This is a genomic window from Paraglaciecola sp. L3A3 (genome assembly GCF_009796765.1).
Classification (GTDB): domain Bacteria; phylum Pseudomonadota; class Gammaproteobacteria; order Enterobacterales; family Alteromonadaceae; genus Paraglaciecola.
Map to the genome: position 1 here is coordinate 1,703,036 of NZ_CP047023.1, position 21,908 is coordinate 1,724,943.

20 protein-coding genes are annotated in these 21,908 nt (G+C 37.6%); 8 read left to right on the forward strand and 12 right to left on the reverse strand.

Annotation, left to right across the window (positions count from 1 at the left end; translation table 11 throughout):
* Nucleotides 1–43 precede the first annotated feature (43 nt).
* The 4 genes from GQR87_RS07130 to GQR87_RS07145 are packed head-to-tail and all read right to left on the reverse strand — an operon-like array spanning nt 44 to nt 2,535.
* Nucleotides 44–574: a DoxX family protein gene (locus GQR87_RS07130; RefSeq protein WP_158967907.1), complete on the reverse strand. Its 531-nt coding sequence runs from the start codon at nt 572–574 to the stop codon at nt 44–46.
* A complete protein-coding gene (locus GQR87_RS07135) occupies nt 574–1,326 on the reverse strand; it encodes a DNA-binding domain-containing protein (RefSeq protein ID WP_158967909.1) in 753 nt (250 codons plus the stop codon). The genes GQR87_RS07130 and GQR87_RS07135 overlap by 1 nt, the downstream gene beginning before the upstream one ends.
* The gene (locus GQR87_RS07140; protein WP_158967911.1) at nt 1,327–2,169 is read right to left on the reverse strand and encodes a DUF692 family multinuclear iron-containing protein; all 843 of its coding nucleotides are present in this window, start codon (nt 2,167–2,169) and stop codon (nt 1,327–1,329) included.
* 12 nt (nt 2,170–2,181) lie between these two features.
* Entirely contained in the window at nt 2,182–2,535 is a 354-nt protein-coding gene (locus tag GQR87_RS07145; RefSeq protein WP_158967913.1) for a DUF2282 domain-containing protein, read from the reverse strand.
* A 583-nt stretch (nt 2,536–3,118) separates the two neighbouring features.
* On the opposite strand from GQR87_RS07145, the gene GQR87_RS07150 reads away from it, so the two are divergent.
* Nucleotides 3,119–4,417: a nitrate- and nitrite sensing domain-containing protein gene (locus GQR87_RS07150; RefSeq protein ID WP_158967915.1), complete on the forward strand. Its 1,299-nt coding sequence runs from the start codon at nt 3,119–3,121 to the stop codon at nt 4,415–4,417.
* 35 nt (nt 4,418–4,452) lie between these two features.
* Nucleotides 4,453–4,734, forward strand: coding sequence for a hypothetical protein (locus GQR87_RS07155; RefSeq protein WP_158967917.1), 282 nt, complete (start codon nt 4,453–4,455; stop codon nt 4,732–4,734).
* A gap of 17 nt (nt 4,735–4,751) precedes the next feature.
* Here GQR87_RS07155 and glpQ read toward each other — a convergent pair whose 3' ends face one another.
* From glpQ to GQR87_RS07170, 3 genes are all read right to left on the reverse strand, one after another.
* Nucleotides 4,752–5,735 carry a glycerophosphodiester phosphodiesterase gene (gene glpQ / locus GQR87_RS07160; protein ID WP_199271701.1) on the reverse strand — a complete coding sequence of 328 codons (984 nt, stop codon included), beginning with the start codon at nt 5,733–5,735 and terminating at the stop codon, nt 4,752–4,754.
* A gap of 27 nt (nt 5,736–5,762) precedes the next feature.
* Nucleotides 5,763–6,143, reverse strand: a complete 381-nt coding sequence (gene gloA, locus GQR87_RS07165) for a lactoylglutathione lyase (protein ID WP_158967919.1) — start codon at nt 6,141–6,143, stop codon at nt 5,763–5,765.
* A gap of 128 nt (nt 6,144–6,271) precedes the next feature.
* Entirely contained in the window at nt 6,272–6,814 is a 543-nt protein-coding gene (locus GQR87_RS07170; RefSeq protein ID WP_158967921.1) for a GspH/FimT family pseudopilin, read from the reverse strand.
* Between the two features lie 135 nt (nt 6,815–6,949).
* On the opposite strand from GQR87_RS07170, the gene nadE reads away from it, so the two are divergent.
* Complete coding sequence (gene nadE, locus GQR87_RS07175; protein WP_158967923.1) at nt 6,950–7,780, forward strand: ammonia-dependent NAD(+) synthetase; 831 nt, start codon at nt 6,950–6,952, stop codon at nt 7,778–7,780.
* Nucleotides 7,781–7,798: 18 nt separating this feature from the next.
* On the forward strand, nt 7,799–8,137 hold the full coding sequence (locus GQR87_RS07180; protein WP_158967925.1) for a P-II family nitrogen regulator: 339 nt from the start codon (nt 7,799–7,801) through the stop codon (nt 8,135–8,137).
* A 139-nt stretch (nt 8,138–8,276) separates the two neighbouring features.
* Here the strand turns inward: GQR87_RS07180 and GQR87_RS07185 are convergent, their stop codons facing one another.
* Together GQR87_RS07185 and GQR87_RS07190 are read right to left on the reverse strand one after the other, a co-directional pair.
* On the reverse strand, nt 8,277–8,690 hold the full coding sequence (locus tag GQR87_RS07185) for a hypothetical protein (RefSeq protein ID WP_233267415.1): 414 nt from the start codon (nt 8,688–8,690) through the stop codon (nt 8,277–8,279).
* Between the two features lie 105 nt (nt 8,691–8,795).
* A complete protein-coding gene (locus GQR87_RS07190) occupies nt 8,796–9,569 on the reverse strand; it encodes an outer membrane protein assembly factor BamD (protein WP_158967927.1) in 774 nt (257 codons plus the stop codon).
* A gap of 173 nt (nt 9,570–9,742) precedes the next feature.
* On the opposite strand from GQR87_RS07190, the gene rluD reads away from it, so the two are divergent.
* From rluD to clpB, 3 genes are all read left to right on the forward strand, one after another.
* Nucleotides 9,743–10,726 (forward strand): 23S rRNA pseudouridine(1911/1915/1917) synthase RluD, encoded by a 984-nt coding sequence (rluD, locus tag GQR87_RS07195; RefSeq protein WP_158967929.1) that lies wholly within the window; start codon nt 9,743–9,745, stop codon nt 10,724–10,726.
* Between the two features lie 6 nt (nt 10,727–10,732).
* Nucleotides 10,733–11,515: a peptidoglycan editing factor PgeF gene (pgeF, locus tag GQR87_RS07200; RefSeq protein WP_158967931.1), complete on the forward strand. Its 783-nt coding sequence runs from the start codon at nt 10,733–10,735 to the stop codon at nt 11,513–11,515.
* A 99-nt stretch (nt 11,516–11,614) separates the two neighbouring features.
* A complete protein-coding gene (gene clpB / locus GQR87_RS07205; protein WP_158967933.1) occupies nt 11,615–14,185 on the forward strand; it encodes an ATP-dependent chaperone ClpB in 2,571 nt (856 codons plus the stop codon).
* Between the two features lie 99 nt (nt 14,186–14,284).
* On the opposite strand, the gene prsT is transcribed toward clpB, so the two are convergent.
* Both prsT and xdp1 read right to left on the reverse strand, forming a co-directional pair.
* The gene (gene prsT, locus GQR87_RS07210) at nt 14,285–17,074 is read right to left on the reverse strand and encodes an XrtA/PEP-CTERM system TPR-repeat protein PrsT (RefSeq protein ID WP_158967935.1); all 2,790 of its coding nucleotides are present in this window, start codon (nt 17,072–17,074) and stop codon (nt 14,285–14,287) included.
* Nucleotides 17,075–17,168: 94 nt separating this feature from the next.
* Nucleotides 17,169–18,017 carry an exosortase-dependent surface protein XDP1 gene (gene xdp1, locus GQR87_RS07215; RefSeq protein WP_158967937.1) on the reverse strand — a complete coding sequence of 283 codons (849 nt, stop codon included), beginning with the start codon at nt 18,015–18,017 and terminating at the stop codon, nt 17,169–17,171.
* 436 nt (nt 18,018–18,453) lie between these two features.
* On the opposite strand from xdp1, the gene pssA reads away from it, so the two are divergent.
* The gene (gene pssA, locus GQR87_RS07220) at nt 18,454–19,254 is read left to right on the forward strand and encodes a CDP-diacylglycerol--serine O-phosphatidyltransferase (protein ID WP_158967939.1); all 801 of its coding nucleotides are present in this window, start codon (nt 18,454–18,456) and stop codon (nt 19,252–19,254) included.
* Nucleotides 19,255–19,568: 314 nt separating this feature from the next.
* Here pssA and GQR87_RS07225 read toward each other — a convergent pair whose 3' ends face one another.
* Nucleotides 19,569–21,821: an acyl-CoA dehydrogenase gene (locus GQR87_RS07225; RefSeq protein WP_158967941.1), complete on the reverse strand. Its 2,253-nt coding sequence runs from the start codon at nt 21,819–21,821 to the stop codon at nt 19,569–19,571.
* Nucleotides 21,822–21,908 lie beyond the last annotated feature (87 nt).

The following is a 21,908-nucleotide window of genomic DNA, read 5'->3' on the forward strand; positions in this document are numbered from 1 at the left end:
TTGTCCCCATGTAGCTTGAGTCAGCTCCATTCTGTATTTAACCTTAGCTAGCTTTTTTATCTAAGCCCAAAAGGTGGTCAAGAGATAGTTTTCCTGGGCCATGGGCAGTGATGACCATTAGTGCCACAAACCACCAAACAGCTGGGTTCCACCAGTGATCCCATTCAGGGAATACCGCAAGCTGAATAAACAATGTCATGCCTATTAGTCCTAAAGCACCGAGCCTAGAAAATATACCTAGTATCAACATCACAGGTAATAACACTTCAACTACACCGGCGACAATTGCTAGCTTTTCTATGACAAATACAGTGAATGAACCTTCGGTATAATCCAATGTATTGGCGTCACATAATAAAAGAGCACCTTCTCGAACAGGGTCTGGACAAAAGAATTCATATAAAAACAAATCATATTTTTCTTCGTTAAAATCCATAAAACCATTCCACTTGCTCAGGCCAGACGCTAGAAAAACTTTTGCGGTTAGCAGGCGTACAAATAACAATGATAAATCGCCAAAAAACAAGGTGAATTTTTTGCTAAGTGTTTGATATAGATTAATGATTAATTTCATTAGAGAGTAATTTCCATGAGTAAATTATTAGCTATTAGTTGTGAAAATACGCTACTTATATCTAATTCACCTGTTGTTAACGCAGCCTCTGCAGATTCAATTAGTGTATTGGCTAAATGGATATTCGAAATGAAGGTCCATTCTGGTAAGGATAGTACTCGATGAAATATCTGCCCAGAATTACGCCATAAAATAGTATATTCTGCTTGTTGTTCAATAACCTGTGGTTCAGTGAGTACACCATTTTTTAACATAGACCAAACTTCAGTCACGGCCGATTTATTTTGTAATAGTCGTACACTCGCGCCTAAGGCAAATCTTTTAGATTCAATGTCTTCTAGCCAGGAGCTAACTACTTCGTCTGTTGGCGGCACTTGGTCCGTTGCAAAGTAACACTCATGCCAAGCAAGATCTAAACTTGCTAAGTCAGCTGCATACTCTAATTCAGGGGCTTGTTGTCGAAAATGTTCACCTATAAAATCCGCCATTAATTCACCGTACTCTGCTAGCACACTGGTTTTGGGAATATATTTCTGTGAATATTGTCGAGCCAGCATTTTAAAATAGTCTTCACCAAGTAAATTAACGCAACTTGGATATTTACGTTTCAGTATGTCTATACATGCAGAAAAGTAGGTGTTTCTGTAGATGAGTAAACGCTCTTGATCTCCCTCATGTGGCAAAAATGATTGTGTTTGTTGATGTTCACCATGTTTTAGGTAATGTTCAAACCATGCATAGAAGTCAGGCATTTAGTTTTCTTTTGAGCAATGATGAATAAAGTTTGCGGCGGTTTGTCTTTCGGCCATTAATTCAGCGAAGCTAGGCAAGTCTGAATCTCGTTCTATCAATACCGGTTTAGGACCACTTTTTTGTAACACGTATTGTAATAACTGCCAAACTTGTACTGCAACTGCGCAATCGTGTGAATCAATTAATAAGTCGGCTTGAATTGGGTCCTTTGAATGTCCGGCTACATGGATCTCACTCACCACATTGAGATCCAGAGTATTGATATATGTATTTGGGTCAATGTTCACATTCGCTGCACTAATAAAAAGGTTGTTCACATCCAGTAGCAAAGAACATTGTGTTCTATGGGCTAACTCCATTAAAAAGTCAGCTTCGTCTATATCAGACGGTAAGCGAATATAATTAGCCGGGTTTTCTATGGCAATGCTGCGCTGCAAGGTATCTTGAACTTGCATGACATTGTCAGAAACTGTTTTTAGCGTTTGCTGGGTAAGGGGAATGGGCAGTAAATTATTGAAAAATTGTTCATCTGTAGCTGACCAAGCTAAATGCTCAGAAAACGAGGCAATAGGTAAAATATCACACAGCTTCTTTAAACGTTGTAAATGTTGTTTATCTACTGATTTAGGGCCTGCTAAAGACGCCCCAACACCATGCACACTTAATGGATACCTGCTGGCTATTTCTTTTAATGCGGCGAGGCGAGGGCCTCCATCAATTAGGTAATTCTCGGCATGGACTTCAAACCATAACCCTTCAACGACGGCACTAGGCACATCGTTGAAGTACTCTGGTTTTAGACTGACACCTGCATTGTGTGGCAAACTAAAGCTAGATTTCACTGTTGTTCAATATTAAACAATGGGTTTGGTGGATGCGCTGCCATTAGGCGTGACAATAAACTCACACGAACCTTTAGGAGCGTATGTCCAAGCATCACCTTGGAAATCTTTAGTAGAGGTTCCTTCACAACTCGTGCCTGGGCCTGCTTTACAATCATTATCGCCAGCTAGTGCAATGCCATAACATTTATCTTTGCGACCCCTAAGTCTTTTACCTTCTTTCCATTCAGAAACGGCTTTAGTGATCTCAGCTGATGCACCTTCAGCAACAGTTAACTGCGCATTAGGTTTAGCTAGAGCACTTTGTGTGACTGCTAATGTACAACCTACTGCTAGGGCTAATTTTATACCTTGTTTGTTTATCATGTTTATTACTCCACTATTTATTAACGAAATTAACGTAAATTTTTGTCTAAAACTTATTGGATGATTTGTAAATAAATCTAGTTCATTTCCAACTATCAATAAAAGACCTGATAAGACAATTTAATATTTCAAAAAATTTAATTTTGTGGGAATTTTAGTGGAAGAAAACTCTTGAGCAGTTTGTTATTTCAGTGTCACTGGAAGACAAATACTTTACTCTTAATGTCAGCTGTGTTGGTTTTTATCTGCAATATTCTTATTCATCCTGCACTATTTTGTTTCATTTTACTTTGCTGTGCATTTTTTTGGTGCGTTTCTGTCTGTTTATGCATGTTCAACCATTATTCAACCGTGTTTTTACTTAACCCTGATTACTTTATTATATTCATTATTGTGAATAACCTGATGGTGGATAAGCGTTACAGGGTGATGACGAAATAACTGAAGCATATAAAGGCGATGTGGAACAAGGATTGCTGATGAAGAACGATAATAATTACTAAATGATAAAAATACTCAATGCTAAGTCTTTGGGCATATTTTTAGTGAAGTGATAGTGTTTAATCAATATGGAATTCCTTTTATGCCATCAAATAAAGGTATTACAAAGCGTTTTCTGTATGCCGCTAAAGTTGCAGAATTAGAAACCTTACAACAGTTGTCAAATAACTGTGTATTGGTTTGTCTGGTGTGCAGAGTGATCCACGATTTACAAAAAGAAAGAGGGGTGAATAATGTTTATTTAGCCTCATCTGGCCTGCATTATACTCAGCGTCGTATTTCGCAAATCACCTCTAGCGAAACCGTGATTAAAGAATTAACCGATTTATTGCATGATAATTATTTAAGTAATGATAAAAATGTGCATCACTACCGTTTGTTACATAACATATCCTTAGCGCTACAAGGGATTGAAAATATAGGGTTATTACGACACCATGTTAAGAATCATGATATTAGTGTACTTAAGTCAACTCAAGCTTATTGCCGACTTATTTCGGCTTTATTGAATATAGTGTTTGAAGCGGCTGATATTGCAAGTAATCCCACTATTTCTAGACAATTAGTTGCATTATTTAATTTTATTCAAGGTAAAGAATATGCAGGTCAAGAACGAGCTTGGGGGGCTGTGGGCTTTGCTGAAACAAGCTTTGCTACCGAGTTATGTCTGAAGCTTCGTTTATTACAAGAAAAACAAAATACCTCTTTTCAGTTATTTATGGAATTTGCCGACAAACCTTATTTAGAACTGTGGGAAAAACTTTGCCAAAGCAATACAACGTCAGAAGTGTTGCAACTGAGAAAGATGATTGAAAAATTAACCGAAGGTGAGCGAGTATGTTCAGATATTAGCGAAGTCTGGTATGAAAGAACCACAAATCGTATTGATGAAATGTATAGCATTGAACATGAGTTGACTAATTTTCTGTTGCTAAGTGCTGAGCAAAATGTCAAAGACGCCGAGGCTGAAATCTCTGACTATAATAAAAAAGTGGATACCTTAGTCGTTAATAATTCATCTGTTTCTAGTTTGTTGTATAACCTTCATCTGCCGAATTTACAGAATAGTTTTGAATCGCAAAATGAAGACGATTTAGGCGCTGTGTCGACTTACGATAGTTTTACTGGGCACAAATCATTATTTGAATTGTTAAAGAGTCAAGCTGAACGAATTGACAAAATAAAACATGAGTTAGAGTTAAGTCAAAAAGCTTTGCACGAGCAGCAGGTTATTAGTCGAGCGAAAGCGCTATTAATAGACAAACTTTCTCTGAGTGAAGATCAAGCTCACCGTAAATTACAAACTACTGCTATGGAGCAAAACTTAAGTGTTTTTACCGTGGCAACAAAAGCGATTAAGGCCATGCAGGCTCAAGCTTAAACAATTAACAACCGAAAATTAAAAGGCTAAATATTATGAAAGCGTCATTAATTAAATTATTTACTCCCTTACTGCAGCAATTTGACAATAATGAAGAGCCTGCTAATTATAAGGAATCACACAGAACCGCGTTAAAAGTGATGGGAGTGCTGTTTTGGTTTTTGTCCTGCGGGGCTATTGTGACCGGGTATTACGCCGGCAGTATGATTAGTGCCTTTGTTCCAGTATTGGCTTTTTTCTGTGTTGGTTTGGTTGCCTTAGTGATTGGTGGTCTTGGCTCAAATGGCGCAGTAGCAAAAATATGGGGCACTAATTAGTCTGCCTTACTCTGCCCTTATCTGTTTTCATCTAAATATTTCACTACTGTATCTGGAAAATCACTGAATACGCCGTCTACTTTGAGTTGTTTAAATAAGATATCTAGTAGTTGATTTGCACTGATGTTTTTAGGTAGATCATCTTGCCTAAAAGTGTAGGGGTGTACTGTTAAGCCGGCTTGATGGGCTTGTTTTACTAAACCTGTTGCTTGCATAGTCTTGTGATCAAAAATTTGCGGGATCCATGGACCAATACCTTGGGCAACTTTGGCTATTTCAGCTAAACCTTCGGTCGTTTTTAAATACTCATAATCTGTAGGGGATTCGAGCCAGTCGTTTTCGGCAATTAGTTGTACTATTTTAAGTTTTGCGCCTAGTTTATTGCGTAATCTTTGGGTTTCAGCGAAATCAAAACATTGCAGGTAGATAGCTTTGTTTGGGTCATCTAACTGACGTTGACGTAATACAATGAGTACTAGTTTACTAATATCGACACCTTGTTGTTTATGCCAAGCGGGTGATTTTATTTCGGGGTAAAAGCCTATGTTTTTATCAAACTGACGGTTCAGTTGTTGAATCAGCTCAATTTGTTGTTCAAAAGTGGTTATTTGAAACTTGCCTGTACCTTGATAACGATTGGAAAATACTTGTTTACCCAAGAGGTCATGCCTTTCATATACCGTTAATTTTCTAAGCTCAGCTAAAGTGAAGTCTAACGCGTAATAACGTCCATCTGCACGTTTTCTGCTGGGGTATTGTTGGGCAACGTTAGTTACAGTATCTAAGTGAATATCGTGTAACACCACTAATTGATTGTCTTTTGTTACCACTAAATCTTGTTCAATAAAATCTGCATTTTGTGCAAAAGCCAGCACTGCAGATTCCATTGTATGTTCGGGTAAATAACCTGGGGCGCCTCGGTGGGCTATGACTAACGGTTTGGCAATACTCATTTGACTCATAGTTACTAGCATAATTAAGCTAAGGATTAATTTACCCATGTTATCTCTTTATTCTTTTTTAATATATTAGTCTTGGATCAGTTCAATCGCATAACCGTCAGGATCGCGGACAAAAGCTATGATGGTATCACCACCCAATACTGGACCGGGTTTGCGATAAACATCACCACCTTGGGCTTCAATTTTTTCACAGACTGAATAGATATTGTCTACACCTAAGGCTAAATGACCAAATGCATTGCCCATATTATATTCTGTTGTGCCCCAGTTGTAGGTTAATTCGATAACACTGTTATCAGATTCAGCACCGTAACCTACAAAAGCGAGTGTATATTTGTATTCAGTATTTTCACTTTGTCTAAGCAGTTTCATACCCATAATTTCAGTATAAAAATCAATGGATTTTTGTAGGTCTGTAACCCTAAGCATAGTGTGTAATAAGCGCATGTTTTGTGTCCATAATAGATAAATATATTTTCTATTATGGACATAATAGGGTAAAGATATAATGCTTTTATGACAAAAATTTGATTAATCGCTAAATTAATTTCCTAAGGGGACTGCTAAACATTGGATTAACAGCTGAGCGCTGTGCCTGCAGTGTTTTCGTTAACACCGTCTTTATTACTATCAGTGCTCATTTTCACTCTGCCCTGTAATGTAATAGACAATGAGCGGGCATATTCTGCTTGTTTATCTTTATGGCAAAGTAAAATTTCTGTGGCGATACCCGCTTCACCTGTTTCTTCAAAGGTTAATACCACTGCTGGACCTGTCATGATATTGGTATTTGAAACGGCAGGAATACTAACCAGTAACTCTTCTGCGGCTCCTCGTTCATTATTATCATCGTCGTCGATGAAAACCATCTTTGCATCATTCCAATCAGTGGTACAATTGGTGTAATCTTTTGATGGGCAGATTGTGACTATAGTTTGTTCATCTATTGCTTGGTGGCGGGCAAATTGGATCACTGAACTTATTTCATTGATTTCCGCTACAATACGATTTTTAATTAATATACTTTGAATGCTTGGTCCAACCGAAGTTAAAATGATGGTTAATATTGCAAGACTGATCATTAATTCAACGAGTGTTACGCCGTTTTGATGTTTCACGTTTTTAGCTCCAATTTTAGAATTCTGAATATAAACTAATTGCGTAACGGCTTAAGTATAAATTATCAGTAATGGGTCAACGGCTATATACATAACTATAGTGTGTTTAATGTAACGAATGTTTTGAGAGAAGATATGCACAGTCAAACTGTAATTGAAGAAATGCGAGTATTACCAGAAATAAACGTAGAGTTTGAAGTGGCACGAAGAGTGGATTTTATTAAATCTCAATTACTTAATAGCCAAATGAAAACCTTAGTATTAGGTATCAGTGGTGGCATTGACTCTTGTGCTTTGGGACGTTTAGCTCAATTGGCTGTGAACGAACTGAACCAAGACGCTAATAAAGGTTATCAATTTGTTGCGGTACGTTTACCCTATCAGGTGCAAGCAGACGAGGCCGATGCTCAAGCATCTATTGATTTTATTCAGCCGAGCCAAAGTTTGACAGTTAACGTGCAACCAGGGGCTGATGGGATAGACCAGCAAACTATTTTAGCTGTCAGCAATGCCGGTTTATTAGCTGACAATGCAAGCAGACAAGATTTTGTCAAAGGTAATGTAAAAGCCAGAACCCGTATGGTAATTCAATACCAAGTGGCAGGTTTGTTAGATGGCTTAGTTTTAGGTACAGATCACTCAGCCGAAAATATTACTGGTTTCTTTACTAAATATGGTGATGGAGCTTGTGATTTGGCTCCTTTATTTGGCTTAAACAAACGTCAAGTTAGACAAATAGCCAGTCATTTAGGTGCGCCAACTCATGTGGTTACTAAAGCGCCTACAGCTGATTTAGAGTCTCTATCACCGCAAAAATCAGATGAAGCTGCATTAGGCTTAACTTATGATCAAATTGATGACTTTTTGGAAGGCAAAGCTGTTTCCCATGAGGTATCAGAAAAACTTGTTGATATTTTTGTCAAGACTCAACATAAACGTGTTCCGATTCCTACTATTTACGATTGATATCAATAAGGATCTCTAATGAAAAAAATTGAAGCCATAATTAAACCATTTAAAATGGATGATGTAAGGGAAGCGCTTTCTGAGGCTGGTATTAGTGGTTTAACTGTGACAGAAGTGAAAGGTTTTGGTCGTCAAAAAGGTCATACAGAATTATATCGTGGTGCGGAGTACAAAGTAGACTTTTTGCCTAAAGTGAAAATTGAAATTGTTGTTACTGACGATCAAGTAGATAGAAGCATTGAAGCTATAAGAAACGCAGCTAAAACCGGAAAAATAGGTGATGGCAAAATTTTTGTTTATGAAGTCGAGCGTGCAATTCGTATCCGTACAGGTGAAGAAAACGATGAAGCTATTTAGCTGGTAGCGCTCAAAAACCTGTATGTTTCATAAAATTAACTAGGGCGTCTATTTTTCGCCCCTTAATTTTTGGCAAACTTTAGGGTAACTACATTGTTTATCTAGCCATATACGTAAAAATTGATAGCCAAAGTTAGGATCAATAATTTCGCCCAATTATTTTCTCATTATAGTAAAAAGTACTACCTTTAGTTTTATCTACATGTACCAATAAATTATCTCCATCACTAATATCCGGAAATATACCTGCTAATAAAGGCAACCATTTATCAACTTGTTCTGCCGACAGTTGTAATTTTTGCCATTCTTGTTGTGTTTGTTCGACTAGTTCTAGGCTTTCTATGTTACGTAGATAATTGATTTGTAATACTTGCGGATAGACATTTTCTTGGTATAAACCACTTGGGTTATAAAAAGTAGCATCATAAATATCCCAAAATAATATTTTTAACTTACCTTGGCCAACTAATTTTAGGTTTTCAGTGGGGTTGGCCATTGCGAGTGGCAGATTACATATAGCGAGTAAACTAATTATTAATAATGGATATTTCATAGAGATAAGTACTTTTCGTAGTGTAATAAGTATTACTACGTTGCAGACACAAAAAACGCGCATTAAAGCGCGTTTTTTATTGGAATTGTTTTAATAAAAAGATGATTAACTAATAAAACTACTATTGGGATAGTTAAGTTTTAGGGTTTTCATGGCATTATTTTTCAGTTCGTCCAGTTTTAATTGGTCGTAGCATTCCACCATTATCTCTAATGCTTCTTGTACATGATTAGTGTCGAAGTAATTTTCAATCACGTATCTACCTCTATTGGCAGCAGCTACATAAGCTTCTCTGCGCATATAGTATCTAGCGATAGCAATTTCATATTTAGCCAAACGACTTTTAATATGCAACATACGTTTTTGTGCATCGGCAGCGTATTTACTGTCTGGGTAGGTTTCAATTAGACGACGGAAATCGTTAAATGCATCCCTAGAATTACTAGGATCTCTATCTGAACGATCTATACCTACTAGTTCTTGAAATAGATTGTTGTCTACTTCCATGTTGGTTAAACCACGCATATAAATAGCGTAATCTACGTCAGAATGATTAGGATTAAGACGCACAAAACGGTCAATAATAGCTAACCCTTCTTGTGTTTTCCCCGTTTTGTAGTAACCATAAATTAAATCAAGTTGCACTTGATTTGAATGGGGCCCAAAAGGAAAACGTGAATCCAAAGAACTGAGGATTTCTGTTGCGGCACTAAAATTACCCGCTTTCATTTTTTCTTTAGCGTCTTGGTATAAACCTTGAACACCTTTATTTTTAAGAATTAAATCAGTATCTTCGTCTTTAGGAGCTGACGAACAACCGACTAATACGGCTAGTACACTGGTGAATAAAATGTTTCTAAATTTGATTTTATTGATCATATTGCTCTTAATTTCTCTCATTTCTTAATTCGATCGGTTTTGTATGATTCATTAGCATGAAAAATCCGTTAGAATAGTCATTTACCTAATCGATAATTACAATGCATTCTACCCTAGCATATAGGGCTATGCACATATAAATCGTCACGAAACACATTCAGGATGTTCTAAGCATGTCTACCCCACATGAAAAAATACAATTACAGGCAAGTGTGCCGGAAAATTTACTCGGCAAAAGGTTAGATCAAGCTTTGGCCGAAATGTTCCCTGATTATTCAAGATCTCGCATAAAAGAATGGATTTTAGCGGATAGCGTGAAAGTTGATGGTGAAATTTTAAACAAACCACGAGAAAAACTAGTGGGTGATGAGTTCATTGAAATTAACGCAGAGATTGAAACTCAGGTTCAACATAAAGCCCAACAGATAGAATTAAATATAGTTTATGAAGACGAACATATATTAGTGATCAACAAACCAACAAATTTAGTTGTACATCCAGGTGCAGGTAATGGCGATGGTACAGTATTAAATGCGTTGTTAAATCATGCTCCCGAAATCGCTAATGTGCCTAGAGCCGGTATAGTGCATCGTTTAGATAAAGATACCACTGGGCTTATGGTGGTGGCTAAAACTATTCCTGCGCAAACTCACTTGGTGGAGCAACTACAAGCTAGAGAAATTAGCCGTGAGTATGAAGCTGTGGTGATTGGCACTATGGTGGCTGGTGGTACTGTGGATGCACCTATTGGTCGTCATCCAACCAAAAGAACTAATATGGCGGTAAGAGAGTCGGGTAAACCTGCTGTCACTCATTATCGTGTGAAAGAAAAATTTCGTGCTCATACCTACGTCAGGCTCAAACTTGAATCGGGTAGAACCCATCAAATTCGTGTGCATATGTCTCACCTGAGGTACCCTTTAGTGGGGGATCCCGCATATGGTGGTCGTCCTAGATTACCTAAGGCCAGTAGTGAAGCCATGATTGACATGTTGAGGTCATTCAAAAGACAAGCCTTACATGCTATTCAGTTAGAATTAACACATCCTGTCACTGGCGAGTGGATGAGCTGGCAGGCGCCTCTACCTGATGATTTTGCCGAATTATTAACTGTGTTACGAGATGACAAGTCTATACATGGCACAGGTGAAGTGTAGATACTGATGTCAACATTTGATTTGTTACAGCCATCATCATTTATTGTACCTAACTGGTCGGCAGCAAAAAATATCACGGCTTTTACCACCACTAGATTAGGTGGTTTAAGTCATGAACCCTATGCAAGTTTAAACCTTGGTCAACATGTGGGTGATGATCCTTTACTAGTAGCAAACAACCGTCAACGTCTACCCAATTGGCAAAACTTTTTTTGGTTAAAACAAACCCACAGTACCATTTGTTTAGCTGTTGATGAGATAGATAATAATTTGAGTGGCACTCTTGAAGGGGATGCCTGTTTTTCAACAAAAGCAAAACAGGTTTGTGCTGTGATGACGGCTGACTGCTTACCCATTTTGTTATGTGACAAAGCGGGTACTACAGTCGCTGCGGTTCATGCTGGTTGGCGCGGTTTAGCAGATGGCGTGATAGAAAATACTATCCTTAAAATGAAGCTACCTACAGGTAACTTAATGGCATGGATGGGGCCGGCAATTAGTCAAACATTTTTTGAAGTGGGCGAAGACGTTAAACAAATTTTTAGCCAATATCCCCAAGCATTTAAAACCAATCAACTTAGCTCTGAAAAAAAATATTATGCTGATCTTTATTTTATTGCTAAGCAAAAATTGTTGGCTTTAGGGGTACAAGATATAAGTGGTGGTAATTATTGTACTTATGAGCAAGAAACGCATTTTTTCTCTCATCGTCGAGCCTGCCATCAACAAGATCCAATTAATACACCAGCAACGACCGGTCGTATGGTCAGTGCAATTTATTTCGAATAAATAACCCTATTTTTTATAATGTTTTTATACTCTGCTATTGAACCGTTGAAAAAACGTACCCATAACAGTGGTATAGAAATAATTCATTAAGGTAGGATCATGCGATTAGATAAATTTACCAGCAAGTTTCAAATGGCGCTTTCTGACGCTCAGTCTTTAGCATTAGGTCGTGACCATCAATATATAGAGCCAGTACATTTAATGACGGCTTTATTGAATCAACAAGGTGGTTCAGTTAGATCACTTTTTGACCAAGCTAATGTCAATGTTAATAGTTTTCGTTCTGCGTTATCTGAAGCGGTGGAAAGACTTCCTAGAGTTGAAGGTACAGGTGGTGAGGTTCAGTTAGGCAAAAGTACAGTTGTGTTACTTAACTTAAGTGACAAGTTGGCTCAGAAACGCAAAGATGAATACATAACCTCTGAAGTATTTGTGTTGGCCGCTTTACAAGATAAAGGCACATTAGGGGATATTCTGAAACAACTAGGTGCTGATGAACAAAAAATTGAAGGCGCCATTGAAAACATGCGTGGCGGACAAAAAGTAACTGACCCCAATGCAGAAGATGTTCGTCAAGCCTTGGATAAGTTCACCACAGATTTAACTGAACTTGCCGAGCAGGGCAAACTCGATCCTGTGATCGGCCGGGATGATGAAATTCGTCGTACCATACAAGTGTTACAGCGTCGTACGAAAAATAATCCAGTTTTAATTGGTGAACCTGGTGTAGGGAAAACCGCAATTGCTGAAGGTTTGGCTCAACGAATTATCAATTCTGAAGTACCAGAAGGGTTAAAAAATAAACGAGTCTTATCCTTAGATATGGGCGCGTTAATCGCAGGCGCTAAGTTTAGAGGGGAATTTGAAGAACGCCTAAAAGCTGTACTGAATGAGCTGAGCAAAGAAGAAGGCCGAGTAATTTTATTCATTGATGAGCTGCACACTATGGTGGGTGCTGGTAAAGGTGAAGGGGCGATGGATGCAGGCAATATGCTCAAACCCGCATTAGCAAGAGGTGAGTTGCATTGTGTAGGCGCGACAACCTTAGATGAGTACCGACAATTCATCGAAAAAGATGCGGCATTAGAGCGTCGTTTTCAAAAAGTATTGGTTGATCAACCTAGTGTAGAAGACACCATAGCTATTTTACGTGGTCTAAAAGAACGTTATGAATTACATCACTCGGTTGAGATAACCGATCCGGCTATTGTTGCTGCTGCGTCATTATCCCATCGCTATATTAGTGATAGGCAATTACCCGATAAAGCCATTGATTTAATAGATGAGGCGGCTTCTAGCATTCGTTTACAAATGGATTCTAAGCCAGAAGATATGGATAAACTCGAACGACGAATTATCCAACTTAAATTAGAAGAACAAGCCTTAGCTAAAGAAAAAGATGAAGCCAGTCATAAACGATTAGAAGCTATTGAACTGGAGCGTGAACAAGCTGAAATTAAATTCTCAGATTTTGAGAAAATTTGGAATGCAGAAAAGACAGCTGTACAAGGCACACAGAACATTCGTTCTGAATTGGAACAAGCTAAACTCGATTTAGAAATTGCACGAAGAGCATCTGATTTAAGCCGTATGTCTGAATTACAGTACGGACGTATTCCAGAGCTTGAAGCTAAACTTGAATTAGCTTCTGAGTCAGAAACACAAGAAACAACTTTGTTAAAAAATAAAGTAACCGAAAACGAAATCGCTGATGTGTTATCTCGTTGGACAGGTATCCCTGTTTCAAAAATGTTGGAAGGTGAAAAAGCCAAATTGTTGTCGATGGAAAGTGCTTTACACGAAAGAGTGGTAGGCCAGAGTGAGGCTGTGATTTCTGTGTCTAATGCGATACGTCGGTCTCGGGCGGGATTGTCTGATCCTAATAGACCTATAGGCTCTTTCTTGTTCTTGGGACCTACAGGTGTGGGTAAAACAGAATTATGTAAAACATTAGCTAACTTTTTGTTTGATACTCAAGATGCCATCGTACGTATTGATATGTCTGAGTTTATGGAAAAACATTCAGTTTCTCGTTTAGTGGGCGCACCTCCTGGATATGTTGGCTATGAAGAAGGTGGATATTTAACCGAAGCAGTAAGACGTAAACCATATTCAGTGATATTGCTAGACGAAGTAGAAAAAGCCCACCCCGATGTGTTTAATATTTTGCTGCAAGTATTAGATGATGGTCGTTTGACAGACGGGCAAGGTAGAACTGTCGATTTTAAAAATACTGTGATTATTATGACCTCAAACTTAGGCTCAGATATCATTCAGGAAGCTAGCCAAAAAAATAATTATGCAGAGTTGAAAGGGTTAGTTATGGGCGTGGTGGGTGAACATTTTAGACCTGAATTTTTAAATAGGGTCGATGATATTGTGGTGTTCCATCCATTAGGAAAAGAACAAATCACTTCTATCGCAAAAATCCAATTGGCTACCTTACGAGATCGCTTATTAGAAAAAGGTTATACCTTAGAAATGAGTGATGCTGCCTTAGATAAATTGGCAGATGCTGGGTTTGATCCTGTTTATGGTGCTAGACCACTCAAACGGGCAATTCAAACCGAAATTGAAAACCCCTTAGCACAAAAAATATTGTCGGGTAATTTATTACAAGACAGTCATATTAAGATAGATGCAGATGAAAATGGTTTAGTGATTTCATAAACTTTGAATCACATTTTTATTAAGGTTTTCATTTAAAAATACCGCTAACGTTAGCGGTATTTTTTTATTGATTATGATAAGTACAGTGCTAACTCTCTGTTATTCTATTTGTTCTAATAGAGCTTGTGCTTTTACTCGATTATAAAATGGGCGTTTAACATTAACCGCTTTATTCAGCTCACTTTTAGCTTCTTCAAGTCTATCAAGTTTAATTAAGCTATAGCCCAGATGGTAACGTATTTCTGGGTCATTTGAATCTCTAGCAAAAGCTCTTCTAAGTATGTCTAAACCTTCTTCATGTCGATTTTGTAAAATTAGAACCCAGCCATAAGTATCTAAAATTCTGGCGCTATTAGTGTTCAATTTCATAGCTTGTTTTATGTAATCGGCACTTTTATCTAAATCACTTTCTATATTCATGACCGCCAATTTATTTAAAACCTCGGCTCGATTAATTAGTTCTTCAGCCTGGAGTAGTTCTTCATATAATTCAATTGAACGAGCAAAGTTCTGTTGGATATAGTGATACTGAGCAAGTATATTTTTAGCAAGGACATTATTAGGCGAGGCTTGCAAAACCTTTTCAGCTTCTAAAACAAAATTAGCACTTTGAATACCCTGTATATCCATTTCATAAAGTACTATTAATGCTTGATGAAAGTTAGGACTAAGTTTAAGAGCTTGATGTAAATAATCACTTGCGTTTAATGAACCTTCTTTAGAATTTACGTATAAGGCTTCAACGAACCAAAAGTTAGGATTGTTTTGGTTTTGAGTTCTTATTGAGTTTAATATTATTTTTGCTTGTTCAAAATCTTGCTTAGTTATCAATAGTTTTACTTTATCTAAAATAATAAAAGTATTATTTGTTGTTAGATTTTCGGCCCTTTCTAGAGAATGTATTGCGGCATCATATTGCTCAATATTACGTTGTAATCGACTAAGCGAAATTAGAGTCTCTACTGACAAATCATCAAACTGTGTAATTATTCTCAAAATATCTATTAACTCATCACGCTTATTTTGTTGCGATAAAGCTTGTGCTTTGAGTAAGAGGTATTCAGAGTTATCAAAGTTATCTGCTAGTAAACGATTAAGCTGGTATAACGTTTGGTCAAATTTACCTTGACTATAATAAAGCTCAGCCAGTTGACTTTGGGCATACTGATTTCGAGGGTTTATCAGAATAATGTCACGATATAAGTCGATTGCTTCTTGTGTTTTACTCTGTATGGTCAAGTTGTGTGCTTTGAGTAATAAAGTTTGAGAGTGTTTAGGTGAAACTACCAATAAACTTTCTATAATTTCATTCGAACGCTCAATCTCTTTTTTGCGGCTGTAAATAGACGCTAAATTAAACTTAGCTGGAAAGAGTTTGGGGTTGGCTTTTAATGCCATTTCTATTGTATTGATAGCTTCATCTAATTTTTCCATACGGATCAAGATTCCCGCTTTTAGATTCAGAAACTCAGCCTCATTTGGGTATAACTCAAGCAATGCTTGCGCACCTTGCAGGGCTTCTTCCGGTTTTTTAGCTTGAAGTTTTAACATGCTGTAAGTGAACAAAAATGTCGCGTTTGTTTTATTCTTATTAAAGCTGTTATCGAGTATTTTTAAGGCTTCTTGTTGTTTTCCTCTGACCATCATCAGTTTGATTTTGAAAAGCTCTAACCTAGGGTGTCCTTGGTAAGTTTTGTCTAGAACATCGGTTAGGTCTTGTGCTTTAAAAGCTCTGTTCAGTTTGATAAATAGTTCACCTAACATTAAGGCTGAGTCTAAATTTTCGACTAACGTATCTTGGTGTTTTTCGAGTAAAAGTAGTGCTTGCTTATCTTGCTGTGTCATTAAATATGTGCGAGCAAGTAACATCACCGCTTTCATGTCACTAGGATTTTTATAAAGGTATTTGGCAAAATTGCTAGTCGCCTGCTCTGCATTGCCATGAAAAAACGCAGTCAAACCACTGATATAAAGTAATTCGGGTTGTGCAGCAATAAACTCGGGTGATAAGCTGGCCATAATTTCATTTAGCTTTTGCAGCCTTTCATTCGTTAGCAACTTTGATTTGTCTCTACTTTCGATCCAACTATTGAGCAAGATAGCCAGTGGATCGTTTGGCGTTTTCTCTATAATTTCTTCTACAAAAGCACGAGCGCTTTCAAAATCGTTACTTTCTAAATAAATATCGGCCAATTTACGCAGGGTGACGGGGTCATCACTTTTAAGTTTAAGAGACTGCTGGAGATCATCAATTGCTTGTTCTAATTTTCCTTGGGATTTCGCTAATTCTCCTTTTAGCCTCCATGTTGTGGGATCTAATTCAGAGATGTTTAAAGCTCTGGAAATATAACCTTCAGCAGAATCTAATTTGTTTGAAAATATAGCAATAGATGCCAACCCATTTAAAGACATTTGATGCTCAGGAGTAATAGCAAGGCTATTTTGATAGGCTTCTGTAGCACAATCTAGTTTTTGTAAACGCATACAAGCACTAGCACGAATCTGCAGCCACTGTACCTTATCTTCTCCTGCTAGTTTTTCGGTGTAATTTAGTGTCAGTATATCGGCATACTTATTTTGAAATAATAAGGCATTCCCTAGAGGCTCAGCGATTAAATTGATATCAGCCCCTTGTTGCAAAGCTTCATAAAATTCTGTTTCAGCGGCAGACAAATATCCCTGGATCAATAATATTTTGCCCATTAGTATTTTTGCAGCTAAGTGGTCAACATCATTTTGTAAGCTGTTTTTTAAATGGATAAAGGCTTCGTCATATTGCTGAGAATTATAGGAGGAGAGGGCTTTTTCATAGTCATTGCTTGACTCAGCTAATGTGTTGAAAGAACAAAACACACACAGTAATGAAATGGCAAATATTTTATAACGCATATGAAGTTGGTTTCACAGTTAAAATGGGAATATATAGATAGTTTGAACAAAAAAGGCGGCATAAGCCACCTTTTTGCTTTTATACTGGGTAATTTTATTTTGCTTTACGTCGGCGTAACGCGATTAGTCCACCACCTAATAATAATACTGCAAATGAATTTGGTGCATTTACGTTATCCGTTGGGGGAGTGGTTTCTTTAACAAAACCGATAGACGCTAGTTTAAATGAGTCGTCTTTTGTAGTGAATCCACTTACATAACCAAAAGCAGTATTATATGCACCCACTAACCAATATTGAGCGGCTTGGGTTGTTGTAAAATCTGATTTATATACTCCAGCTGCGGCATTGATGCTGAAAGATCCTTTGTCTACTAATGACGAACTGCCATTAATATTTGACCAGGTTTTATTGCCACTGGTTAAATCAGTAATGTTATTTAAGCCTACTGCTGTTACTTGTTGGTTATTTGTAGAGCCTAACCAGCTGAATGTTGCGCCAGATAGTGAAACTGCTTCAGAAAACGAAAATAAAAGCATATCGTAATCGGCTGCACTTCCTTGATTATCAATCGTGTGGGCATTGGCATGATTATCAAAGTTATTTTCATCATCATTTAAAATACCATAACCAACTTCACCATTACTTAACCAAGGTCCTGCGATATCAGCGCTTTCTATTATATCGTCGCTGCCACCACCACCAGTGTCAGACCATGCTGATACTTTAATTGATACACCGTCAACCATAAAACCACCAGAAGTACCTGTGCCACTAGAGACATTACTACCGCCATTACAGGTACCTTGGTATAAATCATATGTGTTTGCTCCGGCCCAAGTATCACCTAATGTAGCAGCTGAACCAGCTGTACAACTAGCATATACTGAATTGGTAAATCCAAGAGCAGCACCAATTAGTATTATTTTATTAAGTAGTTTCATCTTTTTTCCTCACGAATTATAATAGAGTATTTTAAAATACCGCTAAATTTGTCACTTCCTAATACATATTAATGCAATGTTCAGGCCTTTTATTTTAAATGCTTATTTATCAAAGGTTTGTGTGTTTTATTTATTTATAATATTTTCTTTGTGTAAAAAAATATGACATATTTTTTTTGGCTTGTATCTTTTTTTACTCACTAACAGCCAATTTTATAGTAAATAAAGGGTAACTACTGTATGGGGCCCTGAACATGGGTATTGAAATTGATTCCTTAAAAATGTTGTATTGAACCTTTCATGGTTGTTTTATATCCACTCAACTGTATTTTAAGTAGATTGTTTTGCTTGTATTTGTATTCGTTCTTTTCTGAATTTTTGCTGTTGAAGGGATAGGGTTATGGTATATTTGCTGCAAATTATTAGGAGAATGTAAATGACTGAACAAAAACGCCGTGGGATTTATCTATTACCCAATTTATTAACTACGGCAGGTCTGTTTTCTGGATTCTTTGCTGTTGTTTCTTCTATGAACGGTCGTTTCGAAGCCGCGGCTGTGGCGATATTTGTAGCCATGATTTTTGATGGACTTGATGGTCGTGTTGCCAGAATGACTAATACCCAAAGTGAATTCGGTGCTGAATATGATTCCATGGCAGATATGGTGTCTTTTGGTGTTGCTCCTGCTTTAGTTGCTTATAATTGGGGGTTGTCTGGTCTGGGTAAAATAGGTTGGTTAGCTGCGTTTATCTATGTGGCTGGGGCCGCGCTTAGATTGGCTCGATTTAATACTCAAGTAGGCATTGCTGATAATCGTTTTTTTCAAGGGTTAGCTAGTCCAGCTGCAGCGGCTTTAGTCGCTGGTTTAATTTGGGTCGGAGTAGAATACGACGTAGATGGCAATGATTATGGCGTAATAGTCGCTTTAATTACTGGGCTTTCTGGCTTGTTGATGGTCAGTAACTTTAAATATAATTCTTTTAAAGAAATTAATTTAAGTGGCAAAGTGCCTTTTGTAGCCTTGCTATTGATCATGTTAGTGTTTGTGGTTGTGGCAACCGAACCAGCATTAGTCTTATTTATAGTTTTCGCTTTATATGCCTTAGCTGGTCCTATTAATACGTTTAGAACTGTTGATAAGGTTAAATTAGAACATGTAGTAGGCGACCCAGAAGAACATGATGCCGACTTTGCAAAAGATAAAAGTAAGTCAGAAAATAAAGACGAATCTAAATAACCTGAGTTCTGGATAAGAAGTATCGTCCAAGATAAATTTAACGATATAATTCAATAACATAATAACGTTCGTCCAAATCACCTCACCTAAATGCTCACTCGGTGACGAAATTTTTCGTGTATAGCAAGGCGGATTGTCGTAAGTAATAACGTGTTGTTGCTAGACAATCCAACGCCGCTAGGCACAAAAAGAGCGTTATCGAGAGGTTCATTTTATCCAGTATTCAGGGTAAATAATTAAATATAATTTATTTGATATAAAAAAGCCGATATTGAAACAATCAATATCGGCTTTGTAGTTTTAGCAGTATTGCTTTATGCAGCGTTTGCCTTGTGATCTTTTGGCTCAACCAAATTTTGCTCAGTGTCGAGTAATTCTAAGTCGAATGTAAATTCATCTACTCTAACGGCTAACTTACGTTTGTCGTTGTAATCAATAACTAAGGCCACTTCTTCAGCAGTTAATTCACCTGCTTCTTGTAATTTACCAACAGCATGCTCAAAAGATATATAAGGTACTACAGGTTTATTACGTAGCGCTTTTTGGATTTTTTTAAGCTGTGGCATAACTTTATGTTTAGCCACAAATGCTTGATGGTTAATATCGTGACCATCACCGGCTATTGGTTTTACTAGGTGAGTTAACTCAGCCATAATTGAACTTTCTGCCATGCTAGCGTTAGATAAAGTTTGTTTTAGTTCATCAGAGATGGTTTTTACTGAACGAGTATATGTGTTGGTTAATACTCGCATTAACCCTCTAGCCGCTATATTAGGGAAGTTATCAATAAAGTCGACTAATGCTTGTTCACCTTGCTGTAAACACCATTGAATCGCATATTCAAAGAAAGGTTTAGCTTCGTTTCTGTTTGATACTTTTTGTTCATAAAAACGTACCACAGCCATAGACGCGTATAGATAACTCATCACGTCACCTAAACGGGCTGACAACATTTCAGCTTTTTTCAAGTCGCCACCTAATACTAGTAACGATAAATCGGCCATAGGAGCCAATTTAGCAGACAAAGCGTTCATCCGTTTTTCGTATTTCTTTACTTCAGGTAAAGCTGTTTCTGAACCACGGGTAAAAGGTAAATAGCTTTTAGATAAACTACGGAACGCATTTTTCACACTAAAAGCGATGGTTTTAGCTAATACTTTATTGAATTGGGCATCGGCATTTTTTTCTTCGCTGTGGATCAAATCAACCATATCTTTAAGATGTGGGTGACAACGCATAGTACCTTGACCAAATATCATCAGACTGCGAGTTAATATATTCGCACCTTCTACTGTAATACCTATAGGTTGTGACATGTAGCCATTGGCTAAGGTATTTTGTGGACCACGTTGAATGGCTTTACCTGCCTGAATATCCATTGCCATATTATTTACTTCACGGCCTAATTCAGTCATGTGGTATTTAGCCATGGCAGTAACAACAGAAGGTTTTAAACCTAAGCCTAGGCCTTCTGTGGTTAATACACGCATCGCTTCAGTGACAAAGGTTTTACCTGCCATATCGGCTAATTTTTCTTGAATGCCTTCAAAGCGACCAATGGGAACACCAAATTGCTCACGTATAAATGAATATTCGGCTGTAGATCTAAAAGCTGATTGTGCGCTTGCAGTACCCATAGCTGGTAAAGAGATCCCTCGTCCTGCCCCGAGGCAGCTAACTAACATCTGCCATCCTCGGCCGATATTTTTTTGTCCACCAATAATAAAGTCCATAGGAATAAACACATTTTCACCACGAGTAGTACCGTTATAAAAACGTGCACCCATAGGATCATGACGATTACCTAGTTGTACTCCTGGATGTGATTTGGGAATTAATGCACAGGTAATACCTAATTCTAATTCGTCGCCAAGTAGTTGTTCAGGATCAAACACTTTAAAGGCTAAACCTAATACAGTGGCTATAGGGGCTAGGGTGATATATCGTTTGTCCCATGTAACCGATAAACCTAGTACTTCTTTACCTTCCCAAGTCCCTTTAGTGACTATACCAGCATCGGGTATGGCACCTGCGTCAGAACCTGCTTCTGGGCTAGTTAAAGCAAAACAAGGTATATCTTTACCTATTGATAAATTGGGTAACCATTGTGCTTGTTGTGCAGCTGTACCGTAGTGCATTAATAATTCACCAGGGCCCAAGGAATTGGGCACCATAACGGTTACTGCCAGAGCGCTGCTTTTAACGGCGATAGTGGCAACAATAGTCGAGTTGGCGTAAGCCGAAAATTCTAGACCGCCAAATTTTTTGGGGATTATCAAGGCAAAGAATTTATTGATCGATAAAAAGTCTATTAGATGTTGAGGAACATGCTTACTGTTATGTAAATCAAAGTCATCAATCATAGTCAGAAGCGTAGCTAAAGGACCATCCATAAAGGCTTGTTCGTCTGCCGTTAAGGTCGCTTTAGGAATCGATCGTAAAGCCAACATATCAGGTTTACCCTGATAAATTGAGGATTCTAACCATACGTCTCCTGCTTCTAACGCTTCTTGTTCTGTTAGTGATATAGGAGGTAATACTTTTTTAAGACTTGTTCTAATACTCATTTTTGCTCATCCGCTCATCTGACCAGTTGTTGTATATAATACTGATTTTTTAACTAAGGTCAAAACTCTTTGTTATGTTTGTTAAAT